Source organism: uncultured Treponema sp., from assembly GCF_946187725.1.
Taxonomy (GTDB): domain Bacteria; phylum Spirochaetota; class Spirochaetia; order Treponematales; family Treponemataceae; genus Treponema_D.
On the sequence record NZ_CAMHSK010000019.1, the window covers coordinates 1 to 21,003 of the forward strand.

Consider the following 21,003-nt stretch of genomic DNA (forward strand, 5'->3'; position numbering starts at 1 on the left):
CGTGCTGTTTCATCTTTTGCTGCTTTGATGATTTTTTCTGCTTCTTCTTTCGCATTAGCGATGATTTTCTCAGCCTCAGCCTGAGCCTGAGCCTTTACTTCGGAAGCAGATTTTTCGGCAGCTGCGACACCGTCTTTTTTAATCTTTTCGATTAAATCTTGTACCTGGATGTCCATGCAAACCTCTCTATTTAATAAAGATTCTTTTATTATAATCTACTTTAAGGAATTTGCAAAATAAATTTAATTTTTTTTATAAATTTTACTAAAGTAAAAAAAAGACCTGTTCGCTAACTTCACTTTCACGAACAGGCCTATCTCATAGAAAAAAGAAATTGACTAGAATCCGAATTTACGGCTGCTGACACTCATCAAAAGTCCTACACAAATCATAGCAGTCCACAAGGAGGAACCACCGTAAGACAAAAACAAGAGCGGAATTCCTGTAATCGGCATGATGCCCATGACCATTCCGACATTTACAATAAAATGGAAAACAAACATTCCTAGAACACCTGAAGCAATCAGAAGACCGAAAGTATTTGAGGCATTCTTGATGATAAAAATCGTACGGATAAAAATCAGAAAATAAAGTGCAAAAACACTCATGCATCCGACAAAACCAAGTTCCTCGGACAAAATACTGAAAATGAAGTCAGTGCTCTGTTCAGGCAAAAAGCGGTAATGACTCTGCGTTCCCTGAAGGTAGCCGCGACCAAGAAGATTCCCTGAACCGATTGCAGTCTTTGACTGAATGATGTTCCAGCCGGCACCACGAGGATCTGCATAAGGATCGATGAATACGATAAGACGCATAACCTGATAATCTTTGAGGACTTTTCCGGCAAAATATGACAAAACCAAAGCGCCGCAGACAATTGAAGCCCAATATGAAATCCAGAAAAAGTACTTGTTGTGGCGATAGAAAAACATTCCCATAAAACCGAGAACTGAAACGGCACCGGTCGCAAAAATCAAAATCAATCGCAAGCGGAAATTAGTCAGAACCCGAATAAAAACCACGGAACTGTGCGCAATCTGGCTTTCCCAAATCGGAAGAACCGTAAATACAATCGTAAGCATTCCGCCAGCAAAAATGAAAACGATATAACGGATTGGAATTCCCGCAATAAAAACCATAGTAAGGAAAATCGGGAAATAAACGAGGGATGTTCCCAAATCAGGCTGAGCAAGAATCAACCCCATGGGAACAAACATAATCATCAGTGAAATAATAAAGCGCTTTCTCTGGTCCTGTGATTTTTTCGTCCTGTCAAGATACCAGGCAAGAAAAAGAATGAAGATGACTTTAGTGAATTCGGAGGGCTGGATTCCAAAAGGTCCGATTCCGAGCCAGCTTCTTGCGCCATTAACATAGCGTCCGAAAAATTTTGTAAAAAGAAGGACACCACATGCCGCTATAAACAAATGCGGGACATAGCGAGTAAATCGCCTGTAATCCAAAAGCGAAACTATGAGCATAAGAAGCACGCCGCTTCCGCCCCAGATGATTTGCTTTACATACTCCGTCGAAACATTGATTCCCTCAGAGTTGATTCCAGAAGAATAAATGAAAAGAACACCGAAAGTAACGAGTGAAACTACACAAAAAAAGAGGATGAAATCAAAATACTGCAGGAACTTAAAATTTAACTTCATATTTTACCCATTTACTCAGCTCTTCCGCGAGCGTGTTTTCGAGAGCGAATAACTTCACGCACATTTGCAGGGAGAGATGCTACAGCTTCTTCGTAATTCTGATTTGCAAATATTCCCTGGAAAATAATGTTCGTTGCATAAGGAGCCCACCATTCCCATTCATTTGCGGCCTCAACAAGAACAACGACAACAACCTGCTCCTCAACCGGCGCATTGAACGGTGCATAACAGGCCATCCATGAGTGCCAGTGATCGATTGAACCAACTTCGGCAGTACCGGTTTTGCCTGCAATCTGAACAACCTTATTGTTGAGAGGAAAAGCCGGAGTTCCATCTGTGATGGTATAACGCATCGCATTCTGAACTTCATGCCAGACAGCTTCATCGAGATTTGATTCATGCAAAATTTGCGGTTTTACTTCTTCAATAACTTCATTAGTAGCAGGATCACGAATTTCTTTTAAAAGATGAGGTTTGTAGATTTTACCTTCATTTGCAACCATTGCAACCATGTTGGCGATATGAAGTGGCGTTACAAGAGTGTAACCTTGTCCAATTGACATGTTCATCGTATCACCACCAAGCCATTTCTGATGGAATTTACGCTCTTTCCATGGTGCCGTAGGAACGAATCCAGACTGTTGTGCCGGCAAATCAATTTCGAGGCTTTCACCGAAGCCAAATTCCTTTGCATATGAAGAAATTTTATCGACACCAAGATAGTCACGGCCAACAATCCAATAGTAAACATCGCATGACTGTGCAAGGGCTTCCTTCATGTTGAGATAACCGTGACCCCATTTCTGATGGCAGTGGAATATTCGGTTTCCGTAATCAACACGGCCAGTACATTCAATATCCTTTACCGAAGGAAAGGCTTTTTCAGCAAGCATAGCCGTAGACATGATGATTTTAAATGTAGAAGCCGGAGGATATGCAGCATTAACCGCACGGTTCAAAAGAGGTCTGTTTGCATCTTCTGCGAGACGATTATACTGGGCAGCCGCATTGTCATCACTAAAAAGATTCTGATCATAAAAAGGATATGAAACCATGGCAAGCACTTCACCGTCACTCGGCCTAAGAACAACGGCAGCACCGACTCGCTCACCAAGAGCCTTTTCGGCAAGTTCCTGAATCCGCATATCAACGGTTAAAACAAGATTTTTTCCCATTTGAGGAGGCTCAATAATCGGTGCATCAGAAATGATATGTCCACGAACATCGACAGTACGGCTTTCACGCCCCTGAACCCCCTGTAAAAGCGAGTCATACTGCTTTTCAATACCGGTTTTTCCAACAATAGCGTTTGCCTTATAGCCCTTGTTGTACATGACCTTGATTTCTTCTTTTGTAATATCACCGACATAACCGACAACATGAGAAATAGAGCCGGTTTCAACATAGTTACGGACAGGCTTACTTCGCCATGAAACGCCCGGCAAGTCAGTAATGTTTTCGGCAATATTCGAGATTACAGAAAAAGGAATGTTTGAGCGGACTTCAACAGCAGTATATGAATGACGAAGATAATTCGGAACCTTTTTGTCGATTTCTTTTTTTGAAATGCCGATGAAAGAAGCCAGTCGTGAAGTAACAGAATCATAATATCCTTGCGGAATTTCAGCAGGAGTCAGGGCAACAGCGAAAGAATCTGTATTGATGACCATTGGCATTGACGCATTACGGTCAAAGATTTCACCGCGCTGAGCATCAATCGGCTTAACCTGACTGGAGATTGTCTGCGACTGCTTACGATACTGAGCACCTTCAATAACCTGCAGGGAGAACAGTTTTAATATGTAGGCAGCAAAAATCGCACAAATTCCGAAAAAGAGAATCACAACTTTCGCATTCTGTTCAACAGAGCCGTTCTCGGACTCAAAAAAATTTGTCATTTTATGAGACTTTCTCCGGATTCAGAAGGATTACACCACTGAAGAGATTTAAGAATTTGAATACAAGCGGCGTAAGCAAAGAATTTGCAGCGATTTCAAACAGGAATTCCTTTGAAAAAAGCGTATAGGAAACAACAGAATCGACAAAAACAAAGGAAATCATACCGACAAGAAGAACTTTTAGAAGAGTTGCAAGGAATCCAATCAGAATCGGGAGAAAAATTCCGCCCATGTTGAGCGTTTTATTGAAAAGCCCTGCGACATATCCGATTATAGTCCTCAAAAGGCAGTTAAGCCCAAAGGGAGAGGCACTCAAAAAATCAAGGAAAAGTCCTGACAAAAATCCAGAAGAAACGCCGAAAAGTCTTCCGTTATGAACAGAAACAAAAAGCGTTACGATAAGAAGCAAATCCGGTACGGCAGGAAGAACCATGAGATTTGAGAGAATTGCAGTCTCAAAGACCACAAAGAAAAGAATAATCAAAGAAGAAACAGAAAAAGATTTCAGCATATCCCATTCTCCTATTTTGACAGTCCGGTTAAAGCATCATTCAGCTCAGTCCTGTCACAGACTATGACCATCTCGATACGGTCAAAATCAATTACAGGCGTAAGCTTTATGCTCAACGAAGAATCGTAATCCAAAACTTGAATCTCAGAAATAGAACCGATTGGAATGTCACCGATATAATTTCCGCCCTCACCGCTTGTAACGACCAAATCACCGTAATTCAGTTCATCAAGAACACGCTTCTTTATATAGCTCATTCTTAAAGGGAGGTCAGAAGAACCGTCACCAGAAACAAGACCGATATCCCTGGTATTTTGAATACGGGCAGAAACAGAACATTTTGAATCATAAATCGGCATTACAAGGCTTGTTAAAGCACCGACAGTAACAACCTTTCCGACAAGCCCCACGACACCCTGCTGAACCGCAAGCACGGACATGTTTTTGCGGATTCCATGGCGGGTTCCCTTATTAATTGTAAATGCAGAATAAAGGCTGTCCGGATTGCGGGCAATAATCTGTGCCGGATAGTTTTTTTCACGGAAAGTAGCAGAAAAATCAAGCTGCTCCTTGAGTCGTTCATTTTCCTTTCGAATATCAGAATTTGCCCTTTGCAGAACCTCATAATTCTTCAGGCGTTCGGTAAGCTCACGATTTTCATCCCTGAGGCGGGCAAGTTCATGTACCGCATTAAAAGTGTCACCAATTCCCTTTGCAACGGCAGTGACACCTTTTTGCATGGAAGAAAGAACCGTAAAGCCAAGGCTGTGGAAATTGACGACAAAGCCACCTGAATGAAATGCCAGCATGACACCAGAAAACAGGACAAAAACTATGAGAACAATTTCCGCCAAACCGAATCTGAACGAATGTTTAGATGAAGAAGCCATGAATTTTACAGTTTATTAGTCGTTAAGATTGTCGTAAATTGCACGGTCAGAAGACATATCCTTGAACAAGTCAAATGCCTGACCAGCACCAAGAGCAACGCACTCAAGCGGTTTTTCAACGAGAATGACAGGAACTCCGGTTTCCTTGGAAATGAGTTTAGGAAGGCCTTTAAGCATACTTCCACCACCTGACATTACAATGCCTCTCTCAACGATATCTGCAGCAAGTTCCGGCGGTGTTTCACCGAGCGTTACCTTGATGATTTCAACGATTTCGTTAACAGTAGATTTTAATGCCTCGCGCATCTCAACACTGTCAATTTCAAGACGACGAGGAAGTGCCGTAATCGCATCAGTTCCGCGGATTTCCATTTTTTCGATTGCCTTGTCTTTATCAGAAAGGGCATTACCAATCTGAATTTTAAGGCGTTCTGCTGTCTGCTGACCGATACGAAGGTTGTGGACATTGAGAACATATTTCATGATTGCTTCGTCGAATTTATCACCGCCGACACGAATTGCCTTAGTAACAACCATGCCACCCAAAGAGATGACAGAAACTTCTGTTGTACCACCACCGATATCGCAAATCATGTGACCGGCCGGCTCGTTGATTGGAATCTGAGCACCGATAGCGGCAGCAAGAGATTCTTCAATTACATCGACTTCCTTTGCGCCAGCTTTTAGAGCAGTCTCAATAACCGCACGGCGTTCAACCTGAGTTATGCATGACGGAATACCGATTTTCATTCGGGTTGATTTAAAAAGCTGATGTCGCGAAATAACTTTAGAGATAAAATATTTAATCATCTTCTCGCAGCTGTCAATGTCAGCGATTACACCATCAGCAAGCGGACGAATTGCCTCGATATTTCCAGGAGTTTTCCAAAGCATCCTTTTTGCCTCGGCACCAACGGCACATACATGTTTTGTGCCCTTCTCTACCGCGACAACGGACGGCTCATCAACAATGATTCCCTTTCCACGAACATAAATCAATGTGTTACATGTTCCCAAATCAATACCAATATCTGTAGAGAATCGGTCCAAAAAACCCATAAAAAAGTCCTCCCAAACTTTTTGAATCTATTTTATATTTTACTTCAAATCGGCCATTTTTTTCAATGCAAGAGGATGATTGTTTTGCACACGCAGAGCTTTTCGCCATTCAGCACGGGCCTTTGCAGAATCCCCCTGATTTTCATATATTACACCCAATCCATAGTATGCGTCAGCAGAATTTTCATTTTTTTCCAAAATAAAATTAAATTCGCGCTCTGCCTCTTCCAAAAGCCCCCTGTCGAGGTAAATATTGCCAAGCAGAAGATGACTTTTAAGGATAACCTGCTCATCCTTACAATCTTGTGAAATTCGGTAAAGATACTGTTCCGCTGCATTATCCTGTCCGACATTGTGATACTGCTCAGCTATTGAAAGAAGAAGAATATCCGACTCACGGACAAGCAGAGCCTCTGTAAAAGCAGAAATACTTTCCATCGTCATTCCGAGGGAAGCATAGCTCAATCCCAAAAGTTCCGGAATATCGTCATTTTTAGGATCTGAAGGCTTGTAACCGTCTTTTTTGGCCTTTAAAAGATAATCCACGGCCAAATCAGCATAATAATAGTAAGAAGATTGAAAATTCTTGTAAAAATATGCCTTTCCAAGCATATATTCAATTTGCGCAACCGAAGAAAATTTTGCAGTCTGCAGTGCAATTCGAAGGGAATTTATTGATTCATCAATATAATTAAGTGCCTGAACTAAATCCGACTGAGAAACGGCAAGGAAAAAAGCGGCATAGCCATTATATGTCCGTGCACTCGTATTAAATGGAGATTTGTAAAGGATTGCGGCACTGATGTCGTAGACATCCTTGTAAATTTCTGAAACATCATTATATCCCAAATCAGCCCATTTTGACCGGGAATTTATCAGTTTCCACTTTGATTTCAGATTTATGATTGAATTACCGTTATTGATTTTTGAGTCAAAAACGCGGACAAGGGAATAAACGCCTACAGTAAGAACGGCAGAAAGGCAGGCAAAGACAGCAAGTTTCTTAAAAAAGTGGCTCTTTTTTCTGAAAATTTCTCTTGTCTGCAAGCGCCTTAATTTCATTTTCCCACCGCTATAATAAAAAAACAGAAAAGAAAATAAGCCGGGTTCTGTCCTGCACTTCCAAAAAGATGAAAGCACGCATAACCATCTATCCGAAACTTCTGTTACCAGAAGCCTTTAGCAGCCTACCCGTAGCCAAAAGGCCGGAAACCTTAGCTACTGCTTGGCCTTGCTCCAAACGAGGTTTACCCTGCCGGCCTTGTTACCAAAGCCGCGGTGAGCTCTTGCCTCACCTTTTCACCCTTACCTTTGACGGCGGTTTATTTTCTGTGGCACTTTCTGTCAGAAAAAAGGCTTATGTTCAGGTTTGAACCAAAAAACAAGTTCCCTTTTCTGCCCGGTAATTACCCGGCGTTTTTTCCGGTGGAGCCCGGACTTTCCTCACCCGCTTCTGCTGTCATGAGCAGGGCGGGCACGGTTATATCTTTTCTGAATAATTTTATTTTAATTTATTAGTCGTCACCGAAAGCAACAGAGCTTTCTTCGCCCATATCATTTTCAGTTTCGTTTTCTTCGAGGTCTTCATCCTCACGCTCATCAGCAAATTCATCTTCGAAGTCGGCAAGGCTACCTGTTTCCTCAAGAGTTGAATAATCTTCAACTTCATCCTCGTTGACTTCCTGATAGAAGAGGATTCGAGAGCAGTACGGACAGAAAAGAATCTTTTCGCCAGCACGAACTTCATTTGCGAACTGCCCCGGAAGAATCATCTGACAGCCGGTACAAACACCATTTTTTACAGCAACGATACCCTGTGAGTTTCGCTGAATGATACGCTGGAATTTATATACGGTTTCAGAATCAAGGTTCAGTTCTTTAAGACCTGAATTCAAAACTTCAGTTATGTTTTTTTCTTCGGTCTCAAGATTATCGAACTGATTTTTGTATTCAGAAATCTGTCGCTCAAGCTCAGCCTTGCTGGAGTTCAAATCTGACTCCTGAGAAGAAATCATTGCTTCGTCAGCTTTGAGAGACTCATCGAGTTCAGCAAGTTTTTTCTCTTCATGAAGAAGATCTTTTCGGACAGCAGCTTCTTTTTCTGTAGCCTCGCTAATCTGCTTGTCAAGGGCTTCATATTCACGGTGTGAAGTGATATTGTCCATGCTTTTTTCGCCAGACTCACGGGCAGCCTCTGCCTGAGCAAGCTCCCTTCGGAGATATTCTACATTAGACTTGACTTCTTCATAGTTTTTGTTCTTTTCGATGTATTCTTTTTTAAGACGAGAAAGAAGTTCGTCCTGAGAATCAAGCTGTTTTGGTGAAGAATCAATCTTTTTCTTAAGATCGTATTTTTCGACCAGAACATCCTGCAAAGATTTTAGTTTTTCAAAAACATCAGTCATTTCCATAATTTACAAAAACCTCAGAAAAATCGGAAAAACACTTGAAAAGAAATTTTCGTGCCTTCCGTTGATAATCACAAAAGTATACAAAAAATAGTTATTTATGTCTATAATTCCAGTAAAATCTCGTGTAAAAACAACAGTCCCCAGCCTTAGACAAAATAATCCTTCTCAAGTTTTTTATTTATCCTTGCAAAAATCCGAAATCTCACTTAAAATTAAATAATATGGCACAATTAACTGGCACTGTATTAAGCGGCAGCAACAATGTTTTTGAAATCGAATGTGACGATTCAGATGACGACGGTAATCACATAAAACGGCTTTGTTCTTTTAAAAGCAAAAGACTTAAACTGGACACTAAATATTACAACCCTCTTGCCCCCGGCGACCGTGTAATGATTGAAATTGAAGACGAGTCCGACGAAAAGGGGCAGATTCTTTCGCTTTGCCCACGCAAAAATGCTTTTATCCGCTGGAATGTAAAAGGCCGTGCCCCGCAGCTTTTGGCCGCAAATCTTGACTACATAATTCTTGTAACAACACCTGGTGAACCTGAATTCAGGCCCCGCTTCATAGACAGGGAACTTGTTCAGGCAGAATACCAGAATCTCACGCCAATCATAGTTGTAAACAAATACGACCTTCCCGAAGCACAGGATCCTGATTTTCAAAATATGCTTTCAATCTGGGAAGAACTCGGTTACAAGGTGCTTCGTATTTCAGCAAAAACCGGAGAAGGATTGACCGAGCTTGCAGAGCTGATTACAGGAAAACTCAGTGCACTCGTCGGGCAATCAGGAATCGGAAAATCATCACTTGTAAATGTACTTGATAATTCATGTGTCTTAAAAACAGGCAGTCTGAGTCAAAAATACGGTAAAGGCTGTCACACCACAACAAAAGGCACACTCATGCACATTCACCTGAACGAATCGATTGTGGGCGGTCAGCAGAATGTATACGCTTCAATCATTGACACTCCTGGAGTGCGAAGATTCGTACTGAACGACATTGAAGCAGAAAATCTTGCGCTTTATTTCCGTGAAATGGAGCCTCTTGTCGGAAAATGCAAATTCGGCACGAACTGCCGTCACGAACGGGAACCAGGCTGCAAAATTCTCGAAGCCGTTCAGTCAGGTGTAATCAGTGAAGAGCGATTCGAAAGCTGGCAGCGAATCAGGGAAGAAATACGCACAGGAAGCTGGGAAGACTAAAATAATAAAATCTCCCCTTACCCCCGCTATTCTTAAAATTTCAGAAGATTAATGTTAAGTGCTGCGGCAACCTCAAAGCCGAAAGCTTTTTCGCCCTGCTGGTTATTGTGATTAAAGATAGCCACAAATGACGGCTGTACCGTAAATTTTATGGCTTCAGTGGCCTGCCAGATACCACGCACAGAAAGTCTGTTAACGAATTCCGGAGTACCGCTCGGAGAAAATGCATCACGAAGCTCTTCCCAGTTAGACTGATTTTCATTATCCGGGTACGCCCAGTTCTTCAAATACTCATTGTCGATTCGATTTCCATCTTTATCATACCAGTTTGGATTCATGTCAAAAGCAGTCTTCTGGCCGCCCCAGCGATGCTTGTCTTTGTTCAGTTTTTTGAACACATTAGTGCCGCTCTGCTCTCCCCGTGCCATGTAGAGATAAATGAAATCAACCGACCATTTTTCTGAAACCTCATAGCCTGCTGAAAGCGTGCAGGAAATCGTGTCAGGACCAAAAGGAGAACCAATCCATTCATAGAAAATCGCCTTATCACCCATGTTCTCGCTATAAGTACGAACCATTGACCAGTTCGGACTTTCCTTTATGTAAAGGTATGGATCAGCCCAGCTTCCTTCAAGAGCGAAATGCCATCTGCCTCTGCCATGAGGAACATAAGTTTCGTTTCCAAGCTGCGCACCAAGACCGTTCGGTGTAGGACTGTCTCCATAATTTGAAGTCTCGTACGGGGTCTGATACTGAGTCATGGCAAAAGTGCCGTAAAATCTTGAATATTTAACTGGGGTAAACTGCAAATTAATTCCGAAGTAATCACAGGTATGCGATTCCGGGTCAGACTCTTCAGGCTCATATTCGCGCCATGCCGCAATTCCATGAAAAATCATCCAGGGATTCATATAGCGAAGCTCCATCGGAGCGTTCACGAGAAGGCCCTCAACAAATGTAATCTGAAATTTCTTGAAAAAGCGTGCATCAAGCTGATGATGATACATGTATTTATCAACATTGAACTGAGAAATGCCGCCGGTATATTTGAATGAAGGCGAATACAACTCAAGCTGGGCATAAGATACTCCAGTGAGATAATCTGACCAGATCATTGAACCTGTAAGAGTGCGTCCAACAGAACGACAGCCCTTACCAATCTGAAAGCCGAGGCCTGTCTTTTCGGTGAACATAAGCCCGCTCGAAAAATAGCCGTTGTCAGGGAAATTGATGTCAAAATCGTCCGGAGAGTAAAGGATATTGGTGTAATTGTCATTGCGTAGTGAAGCACCCTTATTCTGTGCAAGAATTACATCCATTTTCATGGTGACATAATCACCGCAACCAATCGTTGCAGGAAGGTCAATCATAGGTTCCCGATTATAGCGGTCATAAACCCATTCAAGGTCATCATTCGTTTTGTAAAAACCAGAGAAATTCAGAGAAGGCTCAAAACCAACAAAAAGAATGTCTGAATTCACGATTTTTAAAGGCTCTTCTGCAAGATAGCGTTCTATTCTGTCATAGTCCGCACGGGCAGACTCGCTCAATGAGTCATAATCGATTTCATCAAGATAAAGCTGAATCTGTTTGACAGTGACGGGAGCAGTTCCTGAAAAATTCAGAATTCCAGCTTCCAGAGAAATTGCGGTAAGCGAATCATAAATCCAGTGACCGCTTTCTACGAGCTCCTGTGCGCCGCGTGCAAAAACTGAAAATTGAAAGGCAAAAACTGACAATACTAAAGCAAAATACTTTTTCATAATACGAAAAAACTCCTATTTATAAAGCGTCAGGCTATGGAGTGGTGGCAAAGCCAGTGCGTTAGCACCGAGCGTCAGCGAGCCACGGAACAGCCGGCCGCGCGAAGCGGGGAGACGCCCATATTTTAATCATTTACGATTCCAAGATTTTTATCACAGCGGACATGAACCGCACGAACATAACACTCTACGAGGCGAGGCGTAAGTGCTGATATTTTCCATTTTTCGCCCCATTTTAAAGCTTCCTGAGACTTCTGTTTGCGGAGCTGCTGGTTGTTCAGAAGCTGAAGGACTTTATCCGCAAAAACCACGGGATTATCTTCAACCATAAAGCCGCCGTGATCCCCCTGCATGACATCGACAGTTCCAAGCTCCCCGATTGCAACAACCGGAATGCCCGCGAGCATCGCCTCAACAGTAACAAGTCCCTGAGTTTCGGTCTTGCTCGGAAAAACAAAAACCTGAGCCAGCTTATAGAAGTAAACAATGTCATTTGAAGGAATGTAGCCGGAAAATGCCACAGATTTTGAAAGCCCGCGCTCCTGAGCAAGTTCCTTTAGTTCCTCAAGATAAGGACCGCCGCCGACAAAAAGCAACGCAGTCTTTGGATTTTTTTTCTGTACCAGCTCGAGCACATCATACAGGAAGGAAAGGTTCTTTTCTTTTACGATTCGGCCGACAAAAAGCAGGATTTTCTTGCCTTTGATTTGAGGGCATTTTTTTGAAAGTTGCATTGAAATCTGTGTCTGCCTGATTATAGAATACTTTTCGCCACCGTCAGGGATTCCCGTTGGCAGGATTTCAGCATTTTTCTGAATTCCGTAGTCATGCACGACAGAGGCAATTTTTTGAGTCGGAGCGATAATTACATCTGCCCGTTTGAGGTAGAATTTTACGACGGAACGCCCGATTCGTCTGAGGCTGAGTTCTGGAAGAAAGTTGACATAGTTAATGAGATAATCTTCCCACATTGTATGAAAAGTAAAGACAAAAGGCACTTTTCGATGCAGGGCATACAAAGCCCCGAAATACCCGATTACCCATTCTGTATTTATATGAATCACATTCGGACGGAACGAATCCATAGCTTTTTTAACGCGTCGCCATTTGTCAAATTTTGCAATACGGTCTTCTTTTGAAAGAAGCCCCATTGACCAGGAAGGAATTCGAACCACCTTGAAGGGAGAAGACTCATCGCTTTCTTTTTCGTCAAAAAAAGAACTTTTCTGCTGCTCCTCGGTATATTCGAGGCAGACGATGCAGACTTCATGGCCGAGTTTGGAAAGTTCCGTGGCATAAGAGTGTACTGAAACTGTAACACCGTTGATTCGCGGATAATACGCGTCGGTGAACATCGCAATTTTCATACAAAAGGGAATTGTATAGAAATGAAAGATTTTAGGGAAGTGCTGAGTAACTGATTGAATTACCAGCCCCGTACGGAAATTTCAGCTTTACGAACAGGACGGATTTTACTTTGACTTACGCTTCTTTTTGGGCACGGTGATTGAATAGGTAATGTTTTTTTCGATTTCCTTGCCTGCCATCAGCTCAATGTTCCAGCAAAGCGAAGCCACGAAAGAATTGCCCGAAATTGTCGGCACATCGCTTCCAACAGAAGGTCTTCGGAAAATCATCGGCAGACAAACGATATCGCAGATTTCATTTGGTTCATAGCCAAAGAGAATATCATTGGAAGTATCGGTAATCTGCAGGTAGCTGACTTTTTTGACAGAACGGGGAGACTCCTTTGCATCAATTTCGCCAGCCTCGTCGTTTGAGACAAGCTCAACCTTGTAGGAATTTGCCTTTACCGAAGAAAAATCCGTCTGAGCGTAGCTTGATTCCACAACAAAAACGCCCTTCAAGTCAAAAGGACTGTCATTTTTGAGAATATACTGAACAGTGAGGCTTCCTGACTTGGCGATATATTTTTTTACAAGAGTAACCTTTGCATTGATTGAAGAAAATTCACCAGTTCCCGAAAGTTTTATCTCATGACGGTGCGCATCAAAATCTGCCTGCCGGAAAATGGTCTGAGAGAAAATTCCAGAACCTGTAGGCACGCCCTTTTTGTATTCAGCGAATTCCTCAAGTGAAAAAAGGTGGTCAACAAAAAGACCACGCTGGTACTTGTCGTCAACCTTGTCAAACTGCTTGATGCGGCTCGGCGAATCGGCATAATTACCCGTGTTGTGGATTATGTCAAGCTCCGAAATTTGAGCGCCATGCAGTGAAATACAGGCATTGTACTGCTTCATCGCGCAGATATACTCATTGAAACCATCGCCGTTATAATCATAGCTGGATACAGTCTCATTGAAAGCGTCTTTCTGTGCGTCACGAACAAGCTTTTCGGCCTCAGTCAGGTTGCGGTAGGCATGCTGACGGACGGCATTATTTGCAAAAACACCGTTCGGATCACAGATATAGCCTTCACCGCTCTGCGCAATCCAGAGTTTTTCCCTCGCAATTTTTTTTCTTGCCTTGTCGCCCTTGCACTGATTAATGAGAAGGGAAATGTAAAGCATACGGTCATAAAGAGCCTTGTTCTGACGGTATGTGAGCAAAAAGTCAAAAATTGAAGCACGGGATGAATAATGCTCGACCGATTCTTCATAAGGCTTTCTTGCCCATTTTGCAACATCGGACTGAATGCCCGCCGCAATGTAAGAAGGCACACGAGTCTGCTCGCGATGAAGATATTCAATAGGAAGCGTTATTTTTACAGAATCAGAAAAATATTCTTTTGCTGTGGCATAAAGCTTTGCAAGCCATTTCGATTCATAAAGCTTTTTAAACTGATGCTCATCGATTTTTATGGCAACAACGCGCTCATCTGTCAGAATATTGTATGAATCATCCTTTGTAAGATAATTGATTGTATCAAAAAGATTTCGCAAATACTCCCTTGGTGCGATGAGCATGTTCGGAATAAATTCGCGGCTTACAGGGAGAACGCTGATGCTCTTGCCCTGCTCTGAAAGGAGAAGCGGAAGATAACACTGCTTTTCTTTTGGGATAAGAGATGAGTCTAAAAAAAGATATTCCATGCCGCAGGACTGGAAACACGGCACAAGGTTATTGTCCCAGACCGAATTGAACACAGTCATGCCGCGAGGCCGTTTACCCACGCAACGACGGCATTCCGCTGTCATCAAATCAATCTGACCGCTTCTGTCCTGAGGAAAAAGCAATGGAAAAACCGGATTGTAATATCCTGAACCAATGATTTCAGTCTGTTTTTTACCGATAAGTTTTGAAATAAGCTGGGTGAATTCTGAATGCTCTCGATCAATCCACGAAACAAGCGGGCCTGAAAAAGAAAGTGAAAAATGACTGTCAGGTTCTTCAAAAAGAAAAGATACCATATTTTTATAGATATTCTGGTACTTTTCTTCAAATTCTTCATGATGAGAAAGGATAGAGGCTCTTCCTGTTATATAGAAACAGATATTTAAAACTTTCATACGGCGAATAAAGATATGAGTTTACTTCAAAAATGAAACTTTGAAAACAACCCAACTATTCCCCTCTCACCACCTTTAGAAGTTTATAGCAAGCCGACCAAAATTTAAAGTATTTTTTGCTCGTTTCATCAGTTTTTTTTGTGCGTGGAACAAGCGATATAATCTTTTTTGGACAATAATCAAGACACTTTCCGCAGCCGTTGCACAAATTTGAAACGACAGCCTTTTTGTTTCGGATAAAAATCGCCTCCTGCGGGCAGATTTTAACACAGTCACCAAAACCTATGCAGATATTTGGATTCGTGTATTCAGAACCGTAAGTTTCATGGAAAAGACGGCAGTTTTTTTCACCTTTGTAGAACAGCCTTCTATTAATTTTTTTGTCACCTTCAGTTTCAGCATCATTAATTACAGCAACATTTGAACAGTCTGTTTTTATGAGTTCCTCTGAAGTATTATCAGGAAAATGCATTTCTGTCGCAAGGGAATCAGTAATGCCTTCGTATTTAAGCTTTAATGCCGGCAGGAAAAAGCAGAAAAGATAGAAAATAAGAGCAACAATAATCAGAAGCATCAGGAAAAGGAAGAAATATGCAAGAATCATTGTGCACCCCCGCCAAGATAAAGATTGAACCATGAGACATTGAAGCCGCAGATTGCAACAACAACTACCGCAAGACAGACGAGAAGAACGCAATACATTTTAAGGTCTTCTTCGCCAATATAAAAATAAATGCGCTCACGAACACAATGGGAAATGATGAGCATGAGGTAGAATGAAAAAATGCAAATGCAGGAAATTACAACAGCAAATCCTATTGAACTTCCCTCATTGAGGGCAAGAATCACGGATAAAAGAGGAATTGAAAATTCAACAGGAGACTGCTTTACACCAATACCGATGAAAATTTCCGTGAGGGTTGAGAAAAGGATGAAAACAAGAGTCGCAATGAAAGGTGCGAGTTCCGTGAGCTGAAGAGGAATCAGAAGCCAGTTCATAAGAAGATAGCTGACCGCAGTCGTTGAACTTGCAGAAAAAAGAGATTTAAAACATGTAAGTGAAGAGGCAGAGAAAATTTCTTTATGGGAAATCGACTTGTTAATGCCAATTCCGTAAAAAAGTACCGCGGATGATGAAAAAAGATAGTAAACTATTAAATCAATCACTTTATTTGTCCTTTTTTTCTTATTTTTCTGATTTAGAATCACTTTTTGAAAGCAAATCTACACCCACATTGCTCACAATCTTGATTTTCCTCATGACAAAAATATAAACCGCAAGGAAAATCGCGACAAGACCGAGACTTCCAGGAATCGTTGCAAGGAATACGCTTGCCCCGATAGACTGAGGATTGTATGAGAGCGGAATTACTATGATTCTCTTCCATGCAGGAAGGGTGATTGTTCCGTAGCCAAAGACATCCCTGATAAAGAAAAAGATAAGCACAAAAATGCTCATAAAGAAAGAATTCTTCATGTTTACAAAGAGATGGTTCTTAAAACCGTGCTCATAATCCAGAAAGAAAAATTCGATTATAACCGATGTAAGGGTCGGAAGGAAAAAGCAGAAACCAAGAGTAAGGGCCGCAATCGGACAGATAATCGCAAGAATCTGCTTATACAGAATCGCAAGGGAAATAATTGCAAGTGAAAGAAGTCCGTTTCGCATACTGGCAATATCCAGACGATGAATGGCATGAAAGAAAAGAGTGACCAAAGCCATCTGAATATTAAATAGAACTACCATGATGATGGAATATGCAAATCGCCCCGGAAAAGGAATCAAAAAAGCGAGATTTGAAGCGATGTAAAAGTACAGTCTTTTGTTATTGGTAATCATTTTCTTGACCTCTCAGGCTTTACAACCACGGTTTTTGCAACAATTTTTGGAATCATATCTTCCCAATACCTAAGCACATTTGTTGAAAGCTGAAGTTTTACGGTATCAGAAGCCTTTCCGTTATCAATAGCATAGCCCGCAAATGTTACTCCACCACCCTCACGATAAATAAAAACGGCAGGCAAAGGTCCTACAATTGAAGGAACCCTTACGATAACTCCGTAATATTTACCGGCAACCCGTTCATCCTTTTTGAGCAGACTGTATACTGCCGCACTGGTAGAAAAGCTGGAATTGAGCTGAAGGGCGTTTGACACAGTGAACTGAGAATCCGAATAAGAATCCAGAACATTCTGAACCTCAAATGCAAGCGAAGCCTTCCATGAATTGCGAGAGACAAGGGTGAAAACGGCAAGAATCACCGTCATTCCAAAAACCATGCCGAAAATCACTGAAAACTTTAAGAAAGTTCTTTTTCTTTCGTCATCAATTACAAACTTACGCATCAATTCCCTCCCTTACAGCCTTAACTTTCTGCACCAATACGGAATTTGTATAATCCCTGATGAAACGGTTTTCAATTTCCTGAATTACAAGGGAAAAAATATTCGTTACGAGAATGATAAAAGCAAATCCCACCGGTGACAGCCCGATTCCAAGGATAAAGAATGCAAGACATCCGGCAAAGAAACCATAGAACCATTTTCCACGATTTGAGTATGGTGTCGTGCCATGCCATGAAAGCAAGAAAAATGTACCGAAAAGAGTGCCGCTCGAAAGAAGTGCAAGAAGCACATCTCCATGAAGGAAAAAACCGTTATAAAACAAAGGTGCCAGAAGTTTTACGAGAACCGCATAAGTAAAAATAAAGACAGTAGGAATAATCGGATTCAAAACATCGGTACCTAAAAGCACGATTGAAGACAGAATCGTAAGCAGATTGAAGCGGAAAGCCGGAATGAGTGAATGAGAATCCCAGAAAAGAGAAAAATACCCTTCAGGAATCGAAACACCGAAGAAAGAAAAGAGCCTTCTGTTCAGAAAATTCGTAACAGGAACATCAAATGAATTCATAGGGAAGGTTCCGTTCTGAATCAAAGTCAGCGCAATATTCCTTGACTGCAAGGCCGGCTCAGAAATGCTGACAACCGGGAAAAAATTCATTCCGATAATCCAGCAGATTGCGACAGTGATTGCAACAGGATTAATCCAGGAATTTGCAAAGCCGCCCAGAGTATGCTTGTTCAGAAAAACCACAAAGAATGTGATGAAAAATACGGCCAAAGGAGGGAATCCTGCTGGCAGCATAAGACCGATTGCAAGTGCCCGAATTGTACTAGTAATTACGGTCAAACTGTCACGATAATTTTTTTCGGCATTAATGAATTCCCCCGCATAAGAAGCAATTAAAGCTGCCAGAATGATGATGAGAGATGAAAAGCTTCTGGTCACAAAAAGCATTGCAACCTGAAGAAGCAGGAGAAAAAGCACTGTGTAAGCCTCAGAGCGAATCGAAGGCTTGAGATATACGAACGGACTCAGAAAAACAAATTCATGTGCGGGAACTTTATTCTTCATTATAGGTCTCCTTTAGAAGAGAAATTGACTGACTGAGCGGAAGTCGCGACGGACATACTGCATTGCACAGACCGCATTCCGTACACAAAACAGATGATTTATAAGCGGTCATGTCACTTTCATTCAGCACTTTTGCCCGGTCAATATGGAAAATTCTGTAAAGATTTCCAGGCCAGAGCTTTACGGGGCAAATTTTACGGCAATTTCCGCATCGGATGCATTTTTCTGTGGCAGGAACATAAATCTGCTTTTTGGGAACGAATTCGATTGACTTAACGCCCCTGTTTACAGGAATGTCAAGGCTTGAAACCGCATGTCCCAAAACGATTCCGTTTATGATGATTTTTGAAAGTTTTCGTTTGAAACCGCCACACTGCCCCACGATGTCTTTAAGCGTTGTTCCGATTCGTACATTCAAAAGAGCCGCAGTATTGAGGCAGTCACCGGTAACATGAACGAAAGATGTAAGGACAGGACGTCTGAGCACGACGGCACGATAAGCGTTCAAGGCCGTTACGCTGTCAACAAACAAGTCTTTTTTGCCAAGCATTGAAAAAGGCTCTTCTTTAGAAGATTTTTTTACAGCTGAAGTAATATCATGCATCGTACCAGCTGGATATTTTTTTGTTTCAAGACCGACAATTTTTACATTGACACCCGGGCCGAATACGGACGGCGTTTTCTCTTCGATTAAAGCTTCGATTTTGGATTTGAAAGAAGGATCGTCCGTGACAGAATATGCAAGGACAATATTTCTTGCCCCGAAAGCCATAGCTAGAACAGCAGCACCTTCAAGCACCTGCGGAAGATGCTCCCTAGCGACATAGCTTTCTGTAATACAACTTGGATCATTATCGAACAAGCGCAAAACAAGAATATTGCTGTTTTCCTGATGAATATCACGCATCTGCGTAAACACCGGAACTTCTTTGTCAAAAGTGTTTACGATTCCAGCCTCTTTAAGCAGAAAACGGATTGTCATTTTATCGTAATCCTGCCATTCCTGCACCTCAGCCTTTTTACCCAAAAAAGTGAATGAACCTCTAAGTGCAACGACTGCACATAAACCGTGCCGGCCATTACTGTACTGCCTCTGCGCGATTTTTTTGACAATTCCCGGTACAGAAGAATGAACATAAAGTCCGTTTGATTTTGCAATGACATCACCTTCACTTACGCGGGTTCCTTCGGAAACAAGAACCTCAGAAAGTTCATCGTCATCCTCACAAAGCGGAATCACCGCAATTTTCGGGAGAAATCCGTCCACAGAGGAAACAAGCATATCTTTGTCAACAGAAATGAAATTAGACGCTGAGACCATAGCGCTTCCTTCCTATAATGTAATTGATGCCTAATGCGGCAGTTATTGTAATAAAAATCAGAATTAAAAGAGTCGCAAATTTTTCAGAAGAAGATGATGAAGAGCTCTTCGCATAGCCAAAGCTGACATTTTTTCCCTGATGAATGAGCATCTTCTCAACAGCCGGATAATCAAGTTTATCAACCGTTTTAAGAACAGAATCCCTGAAATCAGAATTGAATACAAATGCAGGAACCGATACAGGCACAAGTTTACCGTCAACATTCTGATAATCAGTGATTGATACAACATCGCCTTCATTCGGAGAAGACTTTGCATTTTCACCAATCTTTCTGTACGGGAAAGTGACTGAATTCCAACTCCAGTCAAGCAAATCCTTTAACTGAGGAAGCTGAGAATCTGAATGTGAGACCGGAGAAGGCAAAGACGGCATTGCCTGTGAACTTGAAAATTCCGAAACATTTCCAGAAAATTTAAGAGCAACCAGAATGACACAAAGGAAAACAAGAAGTGCTCCGAGCAGACGGATTCCAAGATGACCGATAATCGGTATCATGCGCGCACTTCTGATGAAAACAGGCTTGAACGAATACAATGATTCTCGCTCAGTTTGAATAAAATAATAAAACGCAAGGACAGAGACAGTTCCAGCAAGCGCAAGAAGATAAAAAAGTGCGTTTACAGGAGAAGAAATCAAAAGTACTAAAAGCGGAGAAAGTGCAAAAAGAAGCACATAATGAGAATTCAAAGCAGTTCTCAAAAAATCCCCCCTTCCCCATATTCTGTGAAAAATAAAGAATGCAAACAGGAAGAGCGAAACCGCCGCCCCAACCGTGAAAAGCGGACGACAGAAAGCCAGGAGGATAAAAAAGAATGAGCCGGCCGTATAAAGAATTCTGTTTTTTGAAAAGAAAAAAAGAACGGCAAAAAGGAAGCAGCAGACAATAGGCGCAATCCAGGGGAAAGAGCTTTTTCCATCGGTACCGGCACTGCTCCCCTTAAATGCAGAAAGTTCTCTTATTGCCTTTTCAAGTTCGTCGGTCTGCGAATCAGGAACATAAAATACAAGTGCACGATTATTTTTATCAGTGAAAAATCCATTTCGTTTATAAAGATAAGAATCTGCCCCCTGCGCCTGAACAGGAGCGACCGGAGACACAACTGGAAGCCGCTGAACACCTTTGGAAATTACAGAAGAGCATCCGTGCTTTTCAAGGATAGTCAGGATGTCAAATTCGCTCAAATCTTCTGTATAAACATACAAAATGCGGAATCCTTTCCAAAACTGGCTTACAGGCACAGTCCTGAAATGACATATAATAAAAAGAGCCAGAATACTGACCAAAACAGAAACGACTTTCTTAAATCCAAAATTCATTATAAAACTACCCCA

Annotated in this window: 18 protein-coding genes and 1 other RNA gene; 1 reads left to right on the forward strand and 18 read right to left on the reverse strand. The window is 41.8% G+C overall.

Going from position 1 to position 21,003, the window contains the following annotated elements:
- Positions 1 to 338: 338 nt before the first annotated feature.
- The 8 genes from rodA to Q0Q74_RS08520 all read right to left on the reverse strand — a co-directional run bounded on the left by rodA (position 339) and on the right by Q0Q74_RS08520 (position 8,421).
- A complete protein-coding gene (gene rodA, locus Q0Q74_RS08485; protein ID WP_294429941.1) occupies positions 339 to 1,658 on the reverse strand; it encodes a rod shape-determining protein RodA in 1,320 nt (439 codons plus the stop codon).
- An 11-nt stretch (positions 1,659 to 1,669) separates the two neighbouring features.
- Positions 1,670 to 3,556: a penicillin-binding protein 2 gene (gene mrdA, locus Q0Q74_RS08490; RefSeq protein WP_294429942.1), complete on the reverse strand. Its 1,887-nt coding sequence runs from the start codon at positions 3,554 to 3,556 to the stop codon at positions 1,670 to 1,672.
- A 1-nt stretch (position 3,557) separates the two neighbouring features.
- A complete protein-coding gene (gene mreD, locus Q0Q74_RS08495; RefSeq protein ID WP_294429943.1) occupies positions 3,558 to 4,067 on the reverse strand; it encodes a rod shape-determining protein MreD in 510 nt (169 codons plus the stop codon).
- An 11-nt stretch (positions 4,068 to 4,078) separates the two neighbouring features.
- Entirely contained in the window at positions 4,079 to 4,957 is an 879-nt protein-coding gene (gene mreC / locus Q0Q74_RS08500; protein ID WP_294429944.1) for a rod shape-determining protein MreC, read from the reverse strand.
- Between the two features lie 15 nt (positions 4,958 to 4,972).
- Positions 4,973 to 6,016, reverse strand: coding sequence for a rod shape-determining protein (locus Q0Q74_RS08505; protein WP_294429945.1), 1,044 nt, complete (start codon positions 6,014 to 6,016; stop codon positions 4,973 to 4,975).
- 39 nt (positions 6,017 to 6,055) lie between these two features.
- A complete protein-coding gene (locus tag Q0Q74_RS08510; RefSeq protein ID WP_294429946.1) occupies positions 6,056 to 7,078 on the reverse strand; it encodes a tetratricopeptide repeat protein in 1,023 nt (340 codons plus the stop codon).
- 20 nt (positions 7,079 to 7,098) lie between these two features.
- Positions 7,099 to 7,510, reverse strand: an RNA gene (rnpB, locus tag Q0Q74_RS08515) — RNase P RNA component class A.
- A gap of 20 nt (positions 7,511 to 7,530) precedes the next feature.
- Positions 7,531 to 8,421, reverse strand: a complete 891-nt coding sequence (locus Q0Q74_RS08520) for a zinc ribbon domain-containing protein (RefSeq protein WP_367268338.1) — start codon at positions 8,419 to 8,421, stop codon at positions 7,531 to 7,533.
- Positions 8,422 to 8,648: 227 nt separating this feature from the next.
- Here Q0Q74_RS08520 and rsgA point away from each other — a divergent pair, with 227 nt between their 5' ends.
- A complete protein-coding gene (rsgA, locus tag Q0Q74_RS08525; RefSeq protein ID WP_294429949.1) occupies positions 8,649 to 9,638 on the forward strand; it encodes a ribosome small subunit-dependent GTPase A in 990 nt (329 codons plus the stop codon).
- Positions 9,639 to 9,670: 32 nt separating this feature from the next.
- On the opposite strand, the gene Q0Q74_RS08530 is transcribed toward rsgA, so the two are convergent.
- The 10 genes from Q0Q74_RS08530 to Q0Q74_RS08575 all read right to left on the reverse strand — a co-directional run bounded on the left by Q0Q74_RS08530 (position 9,671) and on the right by Q0Q74_RS08575 (position 20,988).
- The gene (locus Q0Q74_RS08530; protein WP_294429950.1) at positions 9,671 to 11,401 is read right to left on the reverse strand and encodes a hypothetical protein; all 1,731 of its coding nucleotides are present in this window, start codon (positions 11,399 to 11,401) and stop codon (positions 9,671 to 9,673) included.
- A gap of 125 nt (positions 11,402 to 11,526) precedes the next feature.
- Entirely contained in the window at positions 11,527 to 12,768 is a 1,242-nt protein-coding gene (locus Q0Q74_RS08535) for a glycosyltransferase (RefSeq protein ID WP_294429952.1), read from the reverse strand.
- 105 nt (positions 12,769 to 12,873) lie between these two features.
- Complete coding sequence (locus Q0Q74_RS08540) at positions 12,874 to 14,871, reverse strand: alpha-amylase/4-alpha-glucanotransferase domain-containing protein (protein WP_294429955.1); 1,998 nt, start codon at positions 14,869 to 14,871, stop codon at positions 12,874 to 12,876.
- 55 nt (positions 14,872 to 14,926) lie between these two features.
- A complete protein-coding gene (locus Q0Q74_RS08545; protein ID WP_294429956.1) occupies positions 14,927 to 15,475 on the reverse strand; it encodes a 4Fe-4S binding protein in 549 nt (182 codons plus the stop codon).
- Positions 15,472 to 16,038 (reverse strand): hypothetical protein, encoded by a 567-nt coding sequence (locus tag Q0Q74_RS08550; protein ID WP_294429958.1) that lies wholly within the window; start codon positions 16,036 to 16,038, stop codon positions 15,472 to 15,474. Before Q0Q74_RS08550 ends, Q0Q74_RS08545 begins: the two co-directional genes overlap by 4 nt.
- A 19-nt stretch (positions 16,039 to 16,057) precedes the next feature.
- Positions 16,058 to 16,711, reverse strand: a complete 654-nt coding sequence (locus Q0Q74_RS08555) for a hypothetical protein (protein WP_294429961.1) — start codon at positions 16,709 to 16,711, stop codon at positions 16,058 to 16,060.
- Complete coding sequence (locus Q0Q74_RS08560; protein WP_294429962.1) at positions 16,708 to 17,217, reverse strand: hypothetical protein; 510 nt, start codon at positions 17,215 to 17,217, stop codon at positions 16,708 to 16,710. Before Q0Q74_RS08560 ends, Q0Q74_RS08555 begins: the two co-directional genes overlap by 4 nt.
- Entirely contained in the window at positions 17,210 to 18,289 is a 1,080-nt protein-coding gene (locus tag Q0Q74_RS08565) for an RnfABCDGE type electron transport complex subunit D (protein ID WP_294429964.1), read from the reverse strand. Before Q0Q74_RS08565 ends, Q0Q74_RS08560 begins: the two co-directional genes overlap by 8 nt.
- On the reverse strand, positions 18,279 to 19,610 hold the full coding sequence (locus Q0Q74_RS08570; protein WP_294429966.1) for a 4Fe-4S dicluster domain-containing protein: 1,332 nt from the start codon (positions 19,608 to 19,610) through the stop codon (positions 18,279 to 18,281). The genes Q0Q74_RS08565 and Q0Q74_RS08570 overlap by 11 nt, the downstream gene beginning before the upstream one ends.
- The gene (locus Q0Q74_RS08575; RefSeq protein WP_294429968.1) at positions 19,594 to 20,988 is read right to left on the reverse strand and encodes a hypothetical protein; all 1,395 of its coding nucleotides are present in this window, start codon (positions 20,986 to 20,988) and stop codon (positions 19,594 to 19,596) included. The genes Q0Q74_RS08570 and Q0Q74_RS08575 overlap by 17 nt, the downstream gene beginning before the upstream one ends.
- Between the last annotated feature and the right edge of the window lie 15 nt (positions 20,989 to 21,003).

What these genes read in the sequence shown, in the direction of transcription:
- mreD (WP_294429943.1), bottom strand. Translation starts at nt 4,067, where the DNA reads ATGCTGAAATCTTTTTCTGTTTCTTCTTTGATTATTCTTTTCTTTGTG.
- Q0Q74_RS08510 (WP_294429946.1), bottom strand. Translation starts at nt 7,078, where the DNA reads ATGAAATTAAGGCGCTTGCAGACAAGAGAAATTTTCAGAAAAAAGAGC.
- mrdA (WP_294429942.1), bottom strand. Translation starts at nt 3,556, where the DNA reads ATGACAAATTTTTTTGAGTCCGAGAACGGCTCTGTTGAACAGAATGCG.
- Q0Q74_RS08530 (WP_294429950.1), bottom strand. Translation starts at nt 11,401, where the DNA reads ATGAAAAAGTATTTTGCTTTAGTATTGTCAGTTTTTGCCTTTCAATTT.
- Q0Q74_RS08575 (WP_294429968.1), bottom strand. Translation starts at nt 20,988, where the DNA reads ATGAATTTTGGATTTAAGAAAGTCGTTTCTGTTTTGGTCAGTATTCTG.
- Q0Q74_RS08505 (WP_294429945.1), bottom strand. Translation starts at nt 6,016, where the DNA reads ATGGGTTTTTTGGACCGATTCTCTACAGATATTGGTATTGATTTGGGA.
- Q0Q74_RS08565 (WP_294429964.1), bottom strand. Translation starts at nt 18,289, where the DNA reads ATGAAGAATAAAGTTCCCGCACATGAATTTGTTTTTCTGAGTCCGTTC.
- Q0Q74_RS08570 (WP_294429966.1), bottom strand. Translation starts at nt 19,610, where the DNA reads ATGGTCTCAGCGTCTAATTTCATTTCTGTTGACAAAGATATGCTTGTT.
- mreC (WP_294429944.1), bottom strand. Translation starts at nt 4,957, where the DNA reads ATGGCTTCTTCATCTAAACATTCGTTCAGATTCGGTTTGGCGGAAATT.
- Q0Q74_RS08520 (WP_367268338.1), bottom strand. Translation starts at nt 8,421, where the DNA reads ATGACTGATGTTTTTGAAAAACTAAAATCTTTGCAGGATGTTCTGGTC.
- Q0Q74_RS08535 (WP_294429952.1), bottom strand. Translation starts at nt 12,768, where the DNA reads ATGAAAATTGCGATGTTCACCGACGCGTATTATCCGCGAATCAACGGT.
- Q0Q74_RS08545 (WP_294429956.1), bottom strand. Translation starts at nt 15,475, where the DNA reads ATGATTCTTGCATATTTCTTCCTTTTCCTGATGCTTCTGATTATTGTT.
- rodA (WP_294429941.1), bottom strand. Translation starts at nt 1,658, where the DNA reads ATGAAGTTAAATTTTAAGTTCCTGCAGTATTTTGATTTCATCCTCTTT.
- Q0Q74_RS08555 (WP_294429961.1), bottom strand. Translation starts at nt 16,711, where the DNA reads ATGATTACCAATAACAAAAGACTGTACTTTTACATCGCTTCAAATCTC.
- rsgA (WP_294429949.1), top strand. Translation starts at nt 8,649, where the DNA reads ATGGCACAATTAACTGGCACTGTATTAAGCGGCAGCAACAATGTTTTT.
- Q0Q74_RS08560 (WP_294429962.1), bottom strand. Translation starts at nt 17,217, where the DNA reads ATGCGTAAGTTTGTAATTGATGACGAAAGAAAAAGAACTTTCTTAAAG.
- Q0Q74_RS08540 (WP_294429955.1), bottom strand. Translation starts at nt 14,871, where the DNA reads ATGAAAGTTTTAAATATCTGTTTCTATATAACAGGAAGAGCCTCTATC.